Source organism: Lentzea sp. NPDC092896 (genome assembly GCF_044754905.1).
GTDB lineage: Bacteria > Actinomycetota > Actinomycetes > Mycobacteriales > Pseudonocardiaceae > Lentzea.
On record NZ_JBIVPX010000005.1, the window covers coordinates 606736 to 622421 of the forward strand.

A 15686-nucleotide genomic window follows, 5' to 3' on the forward strand; every position below is an offset into this window, starting at 1 on the left:
GTTGACTCCGGATGTCGCGGGTGGTGTGATCTGCGCGACAGTCAGGAAAGTTTCCTGTCTAAAACTGAATCCGCCGCCGCTCCGTCGTGATCCCCCTACCCGTCTTGTGGGAGGCACAACAGTGGCACCGAGTAGAGGCCGGACGCTCCGCGCGTTCGGCGCGATGGGTGTTGCCTGCACAACAGCCGTCGCAGTGATGTCGGTACCGGAGTCGGCCCTCGCGGCGCCGGTCCGGTACGAAGCGGAGAGCGCGACGATCTCGCAGGGCGTGGTGGAGTCGAACCACGCCGGGTTCTCCGGAACCGGGTTCGTCAACGTCGACAACGTGGCGGGGAGCTCGGTCGAGTTCACCGTGACCGCCACGAAGGCGGGCCAGGCGAAGCTGGTCTTCCGCTACGCCAACGGAACCGCGGACAACCGGCCGGTCGACGTGAGCGTCAACGGCGGTCTCGCCGTCGACGAGCGCGCCTTCGCGGGCACGGGTGCGTGGACGACGTGGGTGTCGGCCGAGAACACCGTGAACCTGAACGCGGGCGAGAACAAGATCAAGCTCACGTCCACCGGTGCCACCGGCGGCCCGAACCTCGACTACCTCGAGGTCGACGAGATCGCGAACGTTCCCGCCCTGGAGCAGGAGGCGGAGAACGCGACGATCTCGCAGGGCGTCGTGGAGTCCAACCACGCCGGCTTCTCCGGCACGGGTTTCGTCAACTACGACAACGTGATCGGCTCGTCCGTCGAGTACACGATCAACGCGGACTCCGGCGGCGAGCACGACCTCACGTTCCGGTACGCCAACGGGACGACGGTCGACCGTCCGACCTCGGTGACCGTGGACGGCGCCAACGCCCAGACCGTCTCGTTCCCCGGTACCGGCGCCTGGACGACGTGGCAGACGCGGACCCTGAAGGTCACGCTGCACGCCGGTTCGAACAAGATCAAGGCCACCGCCACGACCGCGAACGGCGGCCCGAACGCGGACAAGCTGACCGCCGTGCTGACCGGCCCCGCGGACAACGAGGCACCGACGCCACCGCGCAACCTGCAGTTCGTGTCGTCGACCCACAACTCGGTGTCGCTGAAGTGGGAGGCGGCCACCGACAACGTGGGCGTCACCGGCTACGACATCTACCAGCACGGACAGCTCGTCACGAGCGTCGGCAACGTGCTGGAGGGCACCGCGACCGGCCTGCGCGCCGACACCCTCTACGACTGGACGGTGTTCGCGAAGGACCGGGCGGGCAACGTCTCGCAGGCCTCGAACAACGTGCCGGGCCGCACCCAGCCCGCCCCGCCGGACGGCCAGGCGCCCACCACTCCCGGCACGCTGCGCTCCACCGGCACCACCTCGACCAGCGTCTCCATCGCCTGGGGAGCCTCCACGGACAACGTGGGCGTCACCGGCTACGAGATCCACTTCGACGGCGCCCTGAAGCAGACCGCCGACGGCTCGGCCACGTCCGCGACCGTCGCGGGCCTGGTCAACGGCCAGACGTACCTGGTGAAGGTGCGGGCGAAGGACGCGGCGGGCAACTTCTCGGCGTTCTCGAACGAGATCTCCGTCAAGCCCGGTGCGGGCGGCGGCACCGGCGCGCCGAACCCCGGCGCCGTCACGCAGATCGCGGCCGGCGTCGACGTGGCGTGGGGCCTCGGGTTCCTGCCCGACGGCTCGGCGCTGGTGACCGAGCGCGAGACGTTCAACGTCCTGCGGATCACCGAGGGCGGCAGCAAGACCGTCGTCGGCAAGGTGCCCGGCGCGGTCGGCACGAACGGTGAGGGCGGCGCGCTCGGCATCGAGGTCTCGCCGAACTTCGCCTCCGACCGGTTCATTTACATCTATCACACCTACGCCGACGGAAACCGCCTGGTCAGGGCGCAGTTCGACGGTGCGGCGCTGTCCGGCTGGACGACGCTTCTGAGTGGTGTGCCGAAGAACCGCTACCACAACGGCGGGCGCCTGCGGTTCAGCCCGGACGGCCGCTACCTGTTCGTCTCGACCGGTGACGCGCAGAACGGCAACAACGCGCAGAACCTCAACACCAACGCCGGCAAGATCCTGCGGCTCAACCCGGACGGCTCCATCCCGTCCGACAACCCGTTCCCCGGCAAGGCGATCTGGAGCTACGGCCACCGCAACGTGCAGGGCCTGGACTTCGACTCGCAGGGGCGTCTGTGGGCCTCGGAGTTCGGCAACTCGCAGCAGGACGAGGTCAACCTGATCACCAAGGGCGGCAACTACGGCTGGGAGCCCTGCGAGGGCACGATCGGCAACTGCGCCGGCACCATCCCGCCGAAGAAGACCTGGTCGACCTCGCAGGCCTCACCTTCGGGCCTGACGATCATCAACGACTACGTCTTCGTCGCCACCACCGTCGGCCAGCGCATCTACCGGATGCGCATCGACGCCAACGGCAACCTGGTCGACCAGCAGATCTACTTCCAGGGCACCTACAACCGCCTGCGCACGGTCGAGGTGGACCGCGACGGCGACATCTGGCTGACGACCACGACCGACAAGGACGGCTCGGCCGGCAACGACCGCGTCCTGCACATCGACATCGTCTACGAAGGCGGTGGCGGCGGTTTCAAGCTGACGTCCTCGGCGTTCGCGGACGACGCGATGATCCCGGCCAAGCACACCTGCGCCGGTGACGGCGTGCCCGGTCAGGACCCCTCGCCGCCGTTCGCGTGGGGCGAGTCGTCCGGTGCTCAGGCCTACGCGATCGTGTTCGCGGACCGCGTGAACAACGGCAACAAGCTGCACTGGGCGATCTGGGACATTCCGGGCAGCGTGCGTTCGTTGCCGGAGAACCTCGGTTCCGGGTTCACCGTGCCTGGGCAGGGGTCGGCGAAGCAGAAGGCCATGGAGTCCGGGGCCAACTCGCTGAAGTACTTCGGGCCGTGTCCCGGTGGCTCCACCAACCCGTACACGTTCACGTTGTACGCGTTGAACACCGCGACTGTTCCCGGGATCACTTCCGGTTCGTCGATGGCGCAGATCGAGACGGCCATCAAGAACGCGTCAACCGCCAACACGGTGCTGCGCGGCCGTTCCAACGCTCGGCGCTCATAGCTCCACCAAGTGAGACGAGTGCCCGTACGCACGCGTGCGTACGGGCACTTCACTTGTTTCGTAAGGATTTGTGAGCTGCAACTGTCAGACCCCGCGTGTAGCGTCGAACGGGCCAGACGATCACGGGGAGTGTGGCAGCGTGACTGCGTTGCGTAACAAAAGGGCGCCGGCGAGGTTCGCCGACCGCGCCGAGGCCGAGGCTTACGTGGCCTCGGTCTGCTTCAAGCACGGGCCACCGAGGCTGTTCGGCGTGGAGCTCGAATGGACCGTCCACCACGCCGAAGATCCGGCTCAGAAGCTCGACAGGCACAGGCTGGCGGCGGCTCTAGGAGAGCACGCACCGCCGACACTCGTTCCGGACAGCCCTCAGCGGCCGCTTCCCAGCGGCACCCCCTTGACCGTCGAACCGGGCGGGCAGGTCGAGATCTCCACACCTCCCTGCACCAGCCTCCCGGACCTCTTCCGGACGGTCACCCAGGACATCTCCCACCTCACCGCCATGCTGGCCGACCACGGTCTCGTGCTCGGCGAACGAGGCGCTGACCAGCATCGCAGTCCCACGCGCATGCTTCAGGTGCCTCGGTACGCCGCGATGGAGCACGCGTTCGGGGCGCTCGGCCAGGACGGCATCTCGATGATGTGCAACACCGCGGGCCTGCAGGTGTGCCTCGACTTCGGCGAGCAGAAGTACCTGCAGGACCGGTGGGCCGCCGTGCACCAGCTCGGGCCGGTGATGATCGCGTTGTTCGCGAACTCGCCGAGCATCGGCGGGATGCACGAAGGCTGGGCGTCGGCACGCATGCGGACGCTCTACGGCTGCGATCCCGTGCGCACCAGACCCAGCGCTGTGTGCGCCGATCCGGCCCAGGCCTATGCGCGAAGAGTCGTGGACACGCCCGTGATCGTCGTGCGCGGACCGGGTCCTAGTTGGATCCCGCCGCGGCCGATGACGTTTGCCGACTGGATGAACGGGGCACACGATCGGGTCCCCACCAGCGACGACCTCGACTACCACATGTCGTTGATGTTCCCGCCGGTCCGGCCGCGCGGGTACATCGAGATCAGATACCTCGACACGCCCGCGCCCGGCGGGTGGATCGCGCCGAGTGCGCTGCTCGTCGCGCTGTTCAGCGACCCGTCCGTGGTGGACGGTGTGCTGGCGGCGACGGAACGGGCGGCCGGGCGGTGGCTCGCCGCCGCGCGGTACGGGATGGCGGACGAACGCACTGCGCGCGCCGCGAAAGACGTTGTCGCGCTGGGCATCGAGGCGTTGCCCCGCACCGGACTTTCTCAGGACCAGATCGGCTTCATCAGCCGGGAGCTTGAGGGGAAGCTGTGACTGAACAACTCCGCGAGCAGGTGGCGGAGGAACTGTTGCGCTCGCGCGCGCGTTCCACCGCCCTGACCGACGCCGTCGACGAGCACGATCTCGTCCGGCAGCACTCCAAACTGATGTCGCCGCTGGTCTGGGACCTGGCGCACATCGGCAACCAGGAAGAGCTGTGGCTCGTTCGCGACGTCGGCGGACGCGAACCGGTGCGCAGCGACATCGACGAGTACTACGACGCGTTCAAGTTCTCCCGCAGCGTGCGGCCCGAGTTGCCGCTGCTCAACCCGCGCGAGGCCCGCCAGTACGTCGGGGACGTGCGCGGCAAGGTGTTCGACGTGCTGGAGAAGGTGCCGCTGCAGGGGCGCCGGCTCGTCGAGAACGGCTTCGCGTTCGGCATGATCGTGCAGCACGAGCAGCAGCACGACGAGACGATGCTGGCCACGCACCAGTTGCGCACCGGCGAACCGGTGCTGCACGCACCGTTGCCGCCCGGTGGAAACCTCGTTCCCGCAACGGAATCGTTCATTCCGGGCGGACCGTTCGAAATGGGCACGTCGGACGAACCGTGGGCGCTCGACAACGAACGTCCCGCGCACGCCGTCCACGTCGACTCGTTCTTCATCGACACCACCCCGGTCACGAACGGCGAGTACGCCGAGTTCATCCTGGCCGGCGGGTACGACGACCGTCGCCTGTGGACGGACGAGGGCTGGGAACACCGGACGAAGGCGAAGCTGGTCGCGCCGAGGTTCTGGCAGCGCGAGGAGAACTCGTTCGTGCGGACCGCGTTCGGCGTGACCGAGCCGATCGTGCCGGACGAACCCGTTGTGCACGTGTGCTTCCACGAGGCCCAGGCCTACGCGACGTGGGCGCACAAGCGTCTGCCGACCGAGGCGGAGTGGGAGAAGGCGGCCCGTTTCGACACGGCGACCGGCAGGACCCGGCGTTACCCGTGGGGCGACGAGGAACCGACGGAAGCCCACGCGAACCTCAACCAGCGGCACCTGCGCCCGGCCCCGGTCGGCGCCTACCCGGCGGGGGCGTCGCCCAGCGGCGTGCACCAGCTGATCGGTGACGTGTGGGAGTGGACCTCCAGCGACTTCGGTCCGTATCCGGGCTTCGAGGTGTTCCCGTACAAGGAGTACTCCGAGGTCTTCTTCGGACCGGACTACAAGGTGCTGCGCGGCGGCTCGTTCGGCACGGACAAGTCGGCGGTCCGTGCCACGTTCCGCAACTGGGACTACCCGATCAGAAGGCAGATCTTCTCCGGCTTCCGCTGCGCCAGGGACGCCTGACCCGATGTGCCGCCATCTGGCTTACCTGGGCACCGCCATGCCCATCGGCAGCCTGCTCTTCGACGCACCGCACTCGTTGGAGCACCAGTCGTACGCACCGGCCGACATGCGGGCCGGCGGAACCGTCAACGTCGACGGCTACGGCGTCGGCTGGTTCCCCGGCCCGGTGCGGTACCGGCGCGCCGGAACGCTGTGGAGCGACGCGAACCTGCGTCAACTGGCGGGTGCTGAATCAACGGCCTTCCTGGCCGCGGTCCGGTCAGCGACCACTGGCATGCCGGTCACCGACGCGGCCTGCGCGCCGTTCACCGACGGCACGTGGTTGTTCAGCCACAACGGACGCGTCGACGGCTGGCCGCACACCGTGGCGGGGCTGGCGAAGACGCTCGACGTGACCGACGTGCTCACGATGGACGCGCCGACCGACTCCGCGCTGCTGTGGACGGTCCTCAGGCGTCGTCTGGAGACCGGGAAGAACCCGGCCCGAACGCTCGTTGAACTCGTGCGAGAAGTTGCGGACGCGGCACCGAAGTCGCGCCTGAACTTCTTGCTGACCAACGGAAAAGTGCTCGTGGGGACAACGTGGACACACGCCCTGTGGGTGCTGCAGAAAGGCGACGGCGTGACACTCGCGTCCGAGCCGCTCGACGACGACCCGGGCTGGCGGGAGATCCCCGACCGGCACGTGGTCACCGCCGTTCCATCCACTGTGGAGGTTCGACCGATATGACCGAGCCGGTGCTGGACGTTCATCTCAAGCCGGAGGACGCCGCACACGCGCTACGTGCCGACGTGCGGGCCGGACTGACCGCGGACCCGAAGTGGGTCTCGCCGAAGTGGTTCTACGACGCCGTCGGCAGCGCGTTGTTCGAGGACATCACCCGACTGCCCGAGTACTACCCGACCCGTGCCGAACGCGAGGTGCTCGCCGAGCGCGCGGGCGAGATCGCGGCCACGACGGGCGCGCACTCGTTGGTGGAGCTGGGGTCCGGCTCGTCGGAGAAGACGCGGCTGCTGCTCAGCGCGTTGAGGGAGCACGGAACGCTCAAGGAGTTCGTGCCGCAGGACGTGTCGGTGTCGGCTTTGACCGAGGCCGCGCACGCGATCATCGCGGACTATCCGGGCCTGCGGGTGCACGGCGTGGTCGGCGACTTCACGCAGCACCTGAGCCTGCTGCCGGGGGAGTCGCCGCGCGTGGTGGCGTTCCTGGGCGGCACGATCGGCAACCTGATCCCGGAGGAACGGGAGAAGTTCCTGCGCACGGTCCGCGACGTGCTGGAGCCGGGGGAGTGGCTGCTGCTCGGCACGGACCTGGTGAAGGATCCGGACACCCTGGTGCGCGCGTACGACGACGCGCAGGGCGTCACGGCGGAGTTCAACCGCAACGTGCTGAACGTGCTCAACCGCGAGGTCGGCGGAGACTTCGACGTCGAGGCGTTCGAGCACGTGGCGTTGTGGAACGCCGAGCAGGAGTGGATCGAGATGCGCCTGCGGGCCAAGCGGGCGATGCGTGTGACGCTCGCCGAGCTCGGCCTGACCGTCGAGTTCCGCGAGGGCGAGGAGTTGCGGACCGAGGTGTCGGCCAAGTTCCGCGAGGAGGGCGTGAAGCAGGAGCTGGAGGACGGCGGCTTCGCGCTGCACCGGTGGTGGACCGATTCGGAGGGCAGGTTCGCGGTCTCGTTGGCCCAAGCGGTGTAACCCAGGCCACAACCCGACGATAGGCGGGTACTGGCGACCCACGCCCAGTGGTGGGCTGGGGCGATGACTCCTGCATCAACGCGTGCCGTGCGCGTGGCGCTCGCCAGTGCGCTCGCGCTCGGTACCGTCATCACCGGCCTGGGCAGCGCGTCAGCCCAGACCGAAGCCGCATCGACTGTGAGACCCGCCGCGTGGGGGCCGTGCGCGGCAGACGTGCTCGCCGAGATCCCCGCCGCCGAACGCACCAAGGTCAGCTGTGCGATCCAGGCGGTGCCCGTCGACCACTCGCGGCCGCGCGGGGACTCGACCGGCGTCATCATGATGAAGCGCCCCGCCGGCGACCCGGCGAAGAAGATCGGCTCGCTGTTCATCAACCCCGGCGGTCCCGGTGGCGCCGGCCTGATCTACAGCGCGTACGGCTCCAGCTTCTTCACCCCGGAGATCCTGGAGAAGTTCGACCTCATCGGCTTCGACCCGCGCGGTGTGGGCCGCAGCGCGCCGCTGCGGTGCTTCCGCACCCAGGAGGAGGCCGACGCGGTGAACGTCGGCTGGTACGCGTTGCCGATCACCAAGGACGAGATCGCCAGCTCGATCCGGCAGTCCAAGGCCTACACGGACTACTGCAAGATCAACGCCGGCCCGTTGCTCAACCACATGTCGACCGAGGCCGTCGCGCGCGACCTCGACGTGATGCGCGAAGCCGTGGGGGACAAGCAGCTCACGTACGTCGGCTTCTCGTACGGCACGCTGCTCGGCGCGACCTACGCGAACATCTTCCCGCAGAAGTCGCGTGCTCTGGTCCTGGACGGCAACGTCGACCCGCAGCTGCGCCTCACCAACGGCGCGCAGTACGACCGTGAGCGTGCTCGCGGCTTCGAGATCGCACTGGACGCGATGCTGAAGCGTTGTGACTCCGTCGGTGTCGAGAAGTGCGCGTTCGCCGGTGGTGCTCGCACGAAGTTCGACAACATCCGCGAGTCGCTGCGCAAGGGGCCCACGACGTTGCCGAACGGCACGCAGGTGACGCTGACCGACGTCGTCGGCCGCACGTCGAGCAACCTGTACAGCCCGACGACGTTCAAGGCGCTGACCGCGTGGCTGCAGTCGATCCACGTGGCCCAGAACCCCTCCGCCGCGTTGGGTGTTCAGTCCGTTGTGGACGCTCCCGCGCTGCTGAACAACCTGGGTGGCAAGGCCGACGTGCGGGTGCTGCCGGAGACGCCGTACACGAGCGACGACTCGTACTACGCCGTCAACTGCATCGACAAGCCGTTCGCCCGCACGAACCGCAACTGGGCCCAGACCGCGGACAAGTGGGAGAAGGAGTCGAAGACGTTCGGCCGCTACCAGGCCGCGTCCGACCTGCTCACGTGCCCGACCTGGCCGACGCGCAACCCGGACCGCTGGATCGGCCCGTGGAACAAGCGCACCAAGAACCCGGTCGTCGTGGTGGGCAACTACTACGACCCGGCGACGCAGTACCTGTTCGCGCAGCGCATGGCCAAGGAACTCGGCAACGCGCGGCTGATCAGCGTCGACTCGTTCGGGCACTGCATCCTCGGTGACTCGGCCGGTGCCGACGCGGCGGTGACGAGGTACCTCGTCGACCTCACCGCGCCCGCCAACGGCCAGGTCTTCCAGCCGAACGCGCAACCGTTCTGATTTCTCGCAGGTGCGCCGCCTGTCGTCGGGACACAACCCGACGATAGGCGGGTACAAACGGTGCACGCTGGGTGATGGGGTGCATCCGTGACGTCATCTTCCAGTTCTTTGCGTGTCGTGCGCGCGGCGCTTGCGAGCGCCCTCGTGCTCGGCACCGTAGTTTCCGGCCTGGGCGCGGCGAGCGCCCAGGCCGGTCCCGCCGTCCAGCCCGCTGCCTGGGGGCAGTGCGCGGCCGACGTGCTCGCCACCCTTCCCGCCACGGTGACGCCCGAGGAGCGCGCGAAGCTCACGTGCGCCGTCCAGGAGGTGCCCGTCGACCACTCGCGCCCGCGCGGTGAGAAGACCGGCATCGCCATGATGAAGCGACCGGCCAACGACCCGTCGCGCAAGATCGGTTCGATCTTCCTCAACCCCGGTGGTCCCGGCGGTTCCGGCCTGATCCGCGGTGCCGTGTCGAAGAACTACTTCGGGGCTTCGGTGCTCGACCGGTTCGACGTCATCGGCTTCGACCCGCGCGGTGTGGCCCGCAGCGCGCCGATGCGCTGCTTCCGCACCCAGGAGGAGGCCGACTCGGTCAACGAGGGCTGGTTCTCGCTGCCCATCACGAAGGCCGAGATCGCGAGCTCCATCAAGCAGTCCAAGACCTACACGGACTACTGCAAGATCAACGCCGGTCCGCTGCTCAACCACATGTCGACCGAGGCCGTCGCGCGCGACCTCGACATCATGCGCGAGTCCGTGGGCGACCAGCAGCTCAACTTCGTCGGCTTCTCGTACGGCACGCTGATCGGCTCGACGTACGCCAACATCTTCCCGCAGCGCACGCGGGCGATGGTGATCGACGGCAACGTCGACCCGCGGCTGCGTCTGACGAACGGCGCCGAGTACGACCGCCAGCGCGCCGACGGCTTCGAGATCGCTTTGGACGCGATGCTGAAGCGTTGCGACTCCGCCGGTGTCGCGAAGTGCGCGTTCGCCGGTGACGCCCGCGGCAAGTTCGAGGCTCTCAAGGTCGCGCTGGGCAAGGCTCCGGCGACGTTGCCGGACGGCTCGAAGGTCACGCTGTCCGACGTCGTCGGCCGGGTCGCCGGTGACCTGTACTCGATCGCCAGGATCGCGCCGCTGGCCGCCTGGTTGCAGAGCATCCACAACGCTTTGAACCCGTCGATCGCGCTCAGCGTCCAGTCCACTGTGGAACTGGCCGCGCCGCTGAACAACGCCGGTGGCCGCATGGACGTCGACCCGCTGCCGGACACCCCGTACACCGCGGACGACTCGTACTACGGCGTCAACTGCACCGACAAGCCGTTCTCCCACACCACCCGCAACTGGGCCGCCACCGCGGCCAAGTGGGAGAAGGAGTCGCCCACGTTCGGCCGCTACCAGGCCGCGTCGGACCTGCTGACCTGCGCGACGTGGCCGACGCGCAACCCGGACCGCTGGATCGGCCCGTGGAACCGCAAGACGAAGAACCCGATCGTCGTGGTGGGCAACTACTACGACCCGGCCACGCAGTACCTGTTCGCGCAGCGCATGGCCAAGCAGCTCGGCAACGCGCGGCTGATCAGCGTCGACGCGTTCGGCCACTGCATCCTGGGCCGCTCGGCGGGCACGGACGCGGCCGTTGCGAAGTACCTGGTGGACCTGGTTCCGCCGGCTGAGGGCGCGACGTTCCAGCCGAACGTTCAGCCGTTCGCCTGACCCTTTCGCAGCAGGCGGTGGCGGTGCTCGTACAGCACCGCCACCGCGGCGGCGACGGTCAGCAGGTACGCGGAGTACGAGGGCCGCAGCCACACGGTGAGGCCGAGCGACGCGGCCGTGGCGAACACCGCCCAGGATCGCCGAACGACCGCCCACCCGAGCACCGCCGCGGCGACCGCCCAGAGCAGGCTGTAGTCGTAGAGGAAGTCGAAGTTCGCGCTCATCTCGACGCCGCGAAGCGTGGTGACGCTTTCCTCGCCCGTGTACCAGTCCGGCTGGGTGCCGCAGCGTGCGCCGGGTTGTGCGCACACGTCGACCATCGGCGCGGTCGCGATCATGATCAGTGCCGCGAGAGCGCCGACCGCGAGCACGACCCACGTGGGGATCTTCACGACAGGAGGCTCCTCACGATCAGCACCACAGCGCTCGTTCCCGCCACGATCAGCATCGGTGTGCGAATGCCCTTGGCGTCGAACTTCTTGCGCAACGGCCCGGAAAGCAGGAACCCGGCCACCAGGAACGGGACCAGCGCGAGGCCGGTCCACAGCTGGTGCGCGCTGACCTGACCCGCGACGAGCAGGCCGAGGATCGACGCGCCGGAGCCCAGCACGAAGAACGCCGCGAGCGTCGCCCTGACCTGCGGCCCCGCCTGGTTCTGGTAGAGCAGGCCGACCATCGGGCCGCCCACCGCCGTGGCCGTGCCGAACGACCCGCTCGCGAACCCGGCCGTCACCAGCGACTTCGGCCGGGGCTGTGGTCGCCAGGTCGTGATCGACAGCAGCACGCACGCCAGCACCGAGCCGCCGACGACCAGTCCGAAGCCCTTCGGGTCGAGTGAGTCGACGATCCAGATGCCGACGACGGTGCCGGGCAGGCGGCCGAGCATCGCCCAGCCGACGCCGCGCCAGTCGACGTGGCTGAACTCCCTCACCAGCGCCATCGACGCGTGGGTGGCGGCGATCATCAGCACCGGCACCGGCAGCAGCGCCGGATCGAGCAACGCGAGCAGTGGAACGGCGACCAGCGCCAGGCCGAAGCCGATCAGGCCCTGCAGCAGGCCCCCGGCCGCGACGACCACACCTGCTGTCAGCAGCAACCCCCAGGACATAGTTCGCGATGCTATCGACCGTTGTTCGCCTGCTGTTGGCCCAGCGCACCTACGCTCCGCGCCATGACCGCGTCCCGCCGTTCCTTCCTGCTCGGCACCGGTGCGACCGCCGCCGCTGCCGCCCTGGTCACGCCTGGTTCCGCCAGTGCTGACAACGTTGTCGGGTACGGCCGTCCCGACCCCGAGGCGCGGCGGTTCACGCTCGCCGTGATCCCGGACACGCAGTACATGTTCGATCTTGATCGAGGCGACTCGGCGCCGCTGAAGGCCACGCTGCAGTACCTGATCGACCACCAGAAGTCCGAGAACATCGTCTTCATCAGCCACCTCGGCGACCTCGTCGAGAACGCCCGCGCGAACGAGATCGACGACATCAGCGCGCGGTTCGAGGTGCTCGACCGGCGCCGGATCGGGTACAGCGTGCTCGCGGGCAACCACGACGTGCCGGACTCGCGGCTGGACGACCAGCGCGGCCGCACGCCGTACCTCGACCGGTTCGGGCCGCAGCGGTTCCGCACCTCGCCGACGTTCCGCGGGGCGAGCGCCGACGGCTACAACTCGTTCCACGTGTTCCGCGCGGGTGGCAAGGAATGGCTGGTGCTCGCACTGGACTGGCGCATGTCCGCCCAGGGTTTCGAGTGGGCGCGCTCGGTGCTTTCGAAGCACGCCAAGCTTCCCGTCATCCTCACCACGCACGAACTCGTCCACGACGGCGGTGACGGTGCCGCGGTGATGTCCGACTACGGGCGCCGGCTTTGGGGCGAGCTGATCAAGGACAACGACCAGATCTTCCTGACGCTGAACGGGCACTTCTGGCCGCCGGCGCGGGCAACGCTGCGCAACACCGCCGGCAACGACGTGCACGTGCACATCACGAACTACCAGGACCGCTACTACGGCGGCGGCGCGATGATCCGGCTCTACCACTTCGACCTGGACCGCCGGGTGGTCGACGTCCGCACGCTGTCGCCGTGGCTGCTCGGCAAGCGCTCGCTCAACCCGTTGGAGCGCAAGGAGACCGAGCTGACCGGCCCGGCCGACCGGTTCAGCGTGCCGATCGACTTCGAGCAGCGGTTCGCCCGCTTCGACCCGCCGGTGCTGCCGCCCGCGCAACCGGTTCGCGACGTGCTGGTGCGCGGGACCGTCGCGTACTGGCGGCTCGGCGAGGGGCTCGAGGACCTGTCGGGCAACGGGAACGACCTCAGGCAGACGGGCCCGCTGACGGCCTCGGACGACCACCACCGGTTCGCGCCGTCACACCGTTCGCTGTACTTCGAGAAGACCGGCTACCTGTCCACTGCGGAGTCCGCGCCGGTGAACCGCGAGACGTTCGAACGCGGCTACACGATCGAGCTGTTCCTCAAGCTGCCAGCGGGTTTCGACCATCCGTGGTGCGGGCTGTTCACCAAACTCGCGCCCGGTTCCGCCGCCGGCAAGACGGGGGACGACCCGAGCGAGCCGATCGCCACGCTGAACGTCGCCGGTGGCGGCCAGCTGCAGTGGGCGGTGTTCCCGCGCACCCTGCCGGGCATCTCCACGAACTGGGGCCACGAGATGGACTACGAGACGTGGTGGCACGTCGCCGTGGTCAACGACGGCGTGCACACGACGATGTACGTCGACGGATCTCCCTTGCTGCGCAACCCGTCCACGCCCGCCCGCGGCATCTCGACCGCCGGCGACCCGTGGCTCGTCGGCGCCTACGCGTACAACCGGGTCGTCGAGAAGTCGTTGCACGGCTGGATCGGCGACGTGCGGATCGTGAACCGGCCGCTCGACCGGTCCGAGTTCATGCGGTCGAAGGCAGCCCGAACTTCGGGAACAGACTGAGGTCGAAGAACGACGAGACGCGCGTGATCCGGTCGTTGCGCACCTCCAGCGTCTGGAGGTTGAACGGCCGGAGCACGCCGTCCGGTTCTCTGAGGTAGAGCCCGAAAGCCGGTTGGCCGTTGGCCTCGGTGGCGATCATCCTGGCGCCGTGCGGGACCGCCGGGCACTGGTTCGCGAGGTGCCACGCGACCATGTCCGGTCCCAGGTAGAACTGCGGGTACGGCGGCATCTCCCAGATCACGTCCTCGGCGAACATGCCGATGATCGCCGGGATGTCCTTGGCCTCGAAGGCTTTCACCCACCGGTCCAGCAGCGGCTTCGCGTCCGCGGGCTCGACGACCTCGTCTTCGGTGAGGTCCTTGAGCTGCGCGTGCGCCCGTTGCAAAGCGCTGTTGACGGCCGCCACGGTCATGTCCAGCTCGTCGGCGGTCTCGGCGGCGCTGAGCCTCAGCACGTCGCGCAGGATCAGCACCGCGCGTTGCCTGGGCGGCAGGTGTTGCAGGGCCGCGACGAACGCCAGCCTGGTGGACGCGCGTTCGGTGACGATCGCGGCCGGGTCGGTCGGGAACGGCTCCAGCCACGGGATCTCGTGGTCCTGGGTGAGCGGGTCCGTCTCCGTGGCGCCCGGGGTGCCGAGCCCGAACGGCAGAGGGCGGCGCGTCCGGCCGTCGAGCGCGGTGAGGCAGGCGTTCGTGGCGATGCGGTACAGCCAGGTGCGCACCGACGAGCGGCCCTCGAACTGGCCGTACGCCTTCCACGCGCGCAGGTACGTCTCCTGCACCAGGTCCTCGGCGTCGTGCAGCGAGCCGAGCATCCGGTAGCAGTGCACGAGGAGCTCGCGTCTGAACGGGTCCGCGGCGGTCGCGAAGTCCACTGTCACCCCTGCACCCTAACCGCGTTCTGCATCCTGCCGATGAGGATCTCGATGTAGTCCCTGAGTTCCACCGGTTCGTGCACGTCGAACTCGAAGCCCAGGAACAGCAGGTGGAACACGATCCGCTCGAGCGCGTCGGCGCCCGTGCGCATCAGGCAGGAGTTCTCGTCGATCGGTTCCAGCGCCGCGGACATCGGCGTGGTGCGTTCCGCGACGGTCTGCAACGGCGCGTGGATCGTGAGCACCGCCTGGTAGGTGTAGACGCTGGAGGCCACCTGCCGGGACACGAAGTCGCCCAGGGACTCCGCCGGTGGCGTGCGGGGCGCGAAGCGTGCGGCGAGCGTCGGTTCCTCGGTGATCCGGTCCACCCGGAACGTTCGCCAGTCCTCTTTGGACACGTCCCACGCGACCAGGTACCACCGGCGGCCGGTGTGCACGAGCCCCTGCGGTTCGATCAGCCGCTTCGACGGCTCGCCCTGCGTTGAGGCGTAGGTGAAGCGCAGCTGCTGGCGGTCGCGGCAGGCGGCGGCGATGATCGTGAGCGTCTCCGCGTCGACGGTCGGGCCCGCCGCCGTCAGGGGAGTGGTGTGCTCCTGGAGTGCCTGCACCCGCCTGCGCAGCCGGGTCGGCAGCACCTGTTCCAGCTTCGTGAGAGCGCGGATCGACGTCTCCTCGATGCCCGCGATCGAGCCGTTCGCCGCCGTTCTGAGGCCGACCGCGACGGCGACCGCCTCGTCGTCGTCGAGCAGCAGCGGAGGGAGTTCCGCGCCCGCCCCGAGCTGGTACCCGCCGGCCGCGCCGGGCAGTGAGGTGACGGGATAACCGAGGCTGCGCAACTTGTCCACGTCCCGGCGAATCGTGCGCACGTCGACGCTGAGCCGCCCCGCGAGTTCCGGGCCCGTCCAGTCACGCCGCACCTGCAACAGGGACAGGAGCTTCAGCAGTCGCGCGGACGTCTCCAGCATGTGACGGAGTCTAGATTCCATTGCGGACAACGGCCCGTGCTGGCTAAGGTCGTTGGTATGACTGCCGGGTCGGCCTTGTGCCGTGAGCGGAACGGTTGCCCGGCCCTGACTTGATCAGGGCCCCTCCACCCCCGCGCCTATCCGTAGTTC

12 protein-coding genes are annotated in these 15686 nt (G+C 68.7%); 8 read left to right on the plus strand and 4 right to left on the minus strand.

Features of this window, described 5'->3' with window-relative positions:
- Positions 1–196: 196 nt before the first annotated feature.
- From ACIQF0_RS27305 to ACIQF0_RS27335, 7 genes are all read left to right on the plus strand, one after another.
- Positions 197–3073 (plus strand): PQQ-dependent sugar dehydrogenase, encoded by a 2877-nt coding sequence (locus ACIQF0_RS27305; RefSeq protein ID WP_401033707.1) that lies wholly within the window; start codon positions 197–199, stop codon positions 3071–3073.
- 148 nt (positions 3074–3221) lie between these two features.
- Complete coding sequence (locus tag ACIQF0_RS27310) at positions 3222–4412, plus strand: glutamate-cysteine ligase family protein (protein WP_401033710.1); 1191 nt, start codon at positions 3222–3224, stop codon at positions 4410–4412.
- Positions 4409–5698: an ergothioneine biosynthesis protein EgtB gene (egtB, locus tag ACIQF0_RS27315; protein WP_401033711.1), complete on the plus strand. Its 1290-nt coding sequence runs from the start codon at positions 4409–4411 to the stop codon at positions 5696–5698. The genes ACIQF0_RS27310 and egtB overlap by 4 nt, the downstream gene beginning before the upstream one ends.
- A gap of 4 nt (positions 5699–5702) precedes the next feature.
- The gene (gene egtC / locus ACIQF0_RS27320) at positions 5703–6428 is read left to right on the plus strand and encodes an ergothioneine biosynthesis protein EgtC (RefSeq protein WP_401033714.1); all 726 of its coding nucleotides are present in this window, start codon (positions 5703–5705) and stop codon (positions 6426–6428) included.
- Positions 6425–7396, plus strand: coding sequence for an L-histidine N(alpha)-methyltransferase (egtD, locus tag ACIQF0_RS27325; protein ID WP_401033717.1), 972 nt, complete (start codon positions 6425–6427; stop codon positions 7394–7396). The genes egtC and egtD overlap by 4 nt, the downstream gene beginning before the upstream one ends.
- 63 nt (positions 7397–7459) lie before the next feature.
- Positions 7460–9058 (plus strand): alpha/beta hydrolase, encoded by a 1599-nt coding sequence (locus tag ACIQF0_RS27330; RefSeq protein WP_401033720.1) that lies wholly within the window; start codon positions 7460–7462, stop codon positions 9056–9058.
- A 117-nt stretch (positions 9059–9175) separates the two neighbouring features.
- Entirely contained in the window at positions 9176–10759 is a 1584-nt protein-coding gene (locus ACIQF0_RS27335; RefSeq protein ID WP_401033723.1) for an alpha/beta hydrolase, read from the plus strand.
- On the opposite strand, the gene ACIQF0_RS27340 is transcribed toward ACIQF0_RS27335, so the two are convergent.
- Together ACIQF0_RS27340 and ACIQF0_RS27345 are read right to left on the minus strand one after the other, a co-directional pair.
- Positions 10744–11151 carry a hypothetical protein gene (locus ACIQF0_RS27340; protein ID WP_401033725.1) on the minus strand — a complete coding sequence of 136 codons (408 nt, stop codon included), beginning with the start codon at positions 11149–11151 and terminating at the stop codon, positions 10744–10746. The genes ACIQF0_RS27335 and ACIQF0_RS27340 overlap by 16 nt on opposite strands.
- A complete protein-coding gene (locus ACIQF0_RS27345) occupies positions 11148–11867 on the minus strand; it encodes a TSUP family transporter (protein ID WP_401033727.1) in 720 nt (239 codons plus the stop codon). Before ACIQF0_RS27345 ends, ACIQF0_RS27340 begins: the two co-directional genes overlap by 4 nt.
- A 63-nt stretch (positions 11868–11930) precedes the next feature.
- Between ACIQF0_RS27345 and ACIQF0_RS27350 the strand changes: the two genes are divergently transcribed.
- Positions 11931–13697, plus strand: a complete 1767-nt coding sequence (locus tag ACIQF0_RS27350) for a LamG-like jellyroll fold domain-containing protein (RefSeq protein WP_401033730.1) — start codon at positions 11931–11933, stop codon at positions 13695–13697.
- On the opposite strand, the gene ACIQF0_RS27355 is transcribed toward ACIQF0_RS27350, so the two are convergent.
- Both ACIQF0_RS27355 and ACIQF0_RS27360 read right to left on the minus strand, forming a co-directional pair.
- Positions 13657–14577 (minus strand): sigma-70 family RNA polymerase sigma factor, encoded by a 921-nt coding sequence (locus tag ACIQF0_RS27355; RefSeq protein WP_401033732.1) that lies wholly within the window; start codon positions 14575–14577, stop codon positions 13657–13659. The two genes, ACIQF0_RS27350 and ACIQF0_RS27355, sit on opposite strands and share 41 nt — an antisense overlap.
- Positions 14574–15536, minus strand: coding sequence for a helix-turn-helix transcriptional regulator (locus ACIQF0_RS27360; RefSeq protein ID WP_401033735.1), 963 nt, complete (start codon positions 15534–15536; stop codon positions 14574–14576). Before ACIQF0_RS27360 ends, ACIQF0_RS27355 begins: the two co-directional genes overlap by 4 nt.
- Positions 15537–15686 lie beyond the last annotated feature (150 nt).

Coding starts and splice junctions, on each gene's coding strand:
- ACIQF0_RS27330 (WP_401033720.1), top strand. CDS start 7,460: ATGACTCCTGCATCAACGCGTGCCGTGCGCGTGGCGCTCGCCAGTGCG.
- ACIQF0_RS27360 (WP_401033735.1), bottom strand. CDS start 15,536: ATGCTGGAGACGTCCGCGCGACTGCTGAAGCTCCTGTCCCTGTTGCAG.
- ACIQF0_RS27350 (WP_401033730.1), top strand. CDS start 11,931: ATGACCGCGTCCCGCCGTTCCTTCCTGCTCGGCACCGGTGCGACCGCC.
- ACIQF0_RS27345 (WP_401033727.1), bottom strand. CDS start 11,867: ATGTCCTGGGGGTTGCTGCTGACAGCAGGTGTGGTCGTCGCGGCCGGG.
- egtD (WP_401033717.1), top strand. CDS start 6,425: ATGACCGAGCCGGTGCTGGACGTTCATCTCAAGCCGGAGGACGCCGCA.
- ACIQF0_RS27305 (WP_401033707.1), top strand. CDS start 197: ATGTCGGTACCGGAGTCGGCCCTCGCGGCGCCGGTCCGGTACGAAGCG.
- egtC (WP_401033714.1), top strand. CDS start 5,703: ATGTGCCGCCATCTGGCTTACCTGGGCACCGCCATGCCCATCGGCAGC.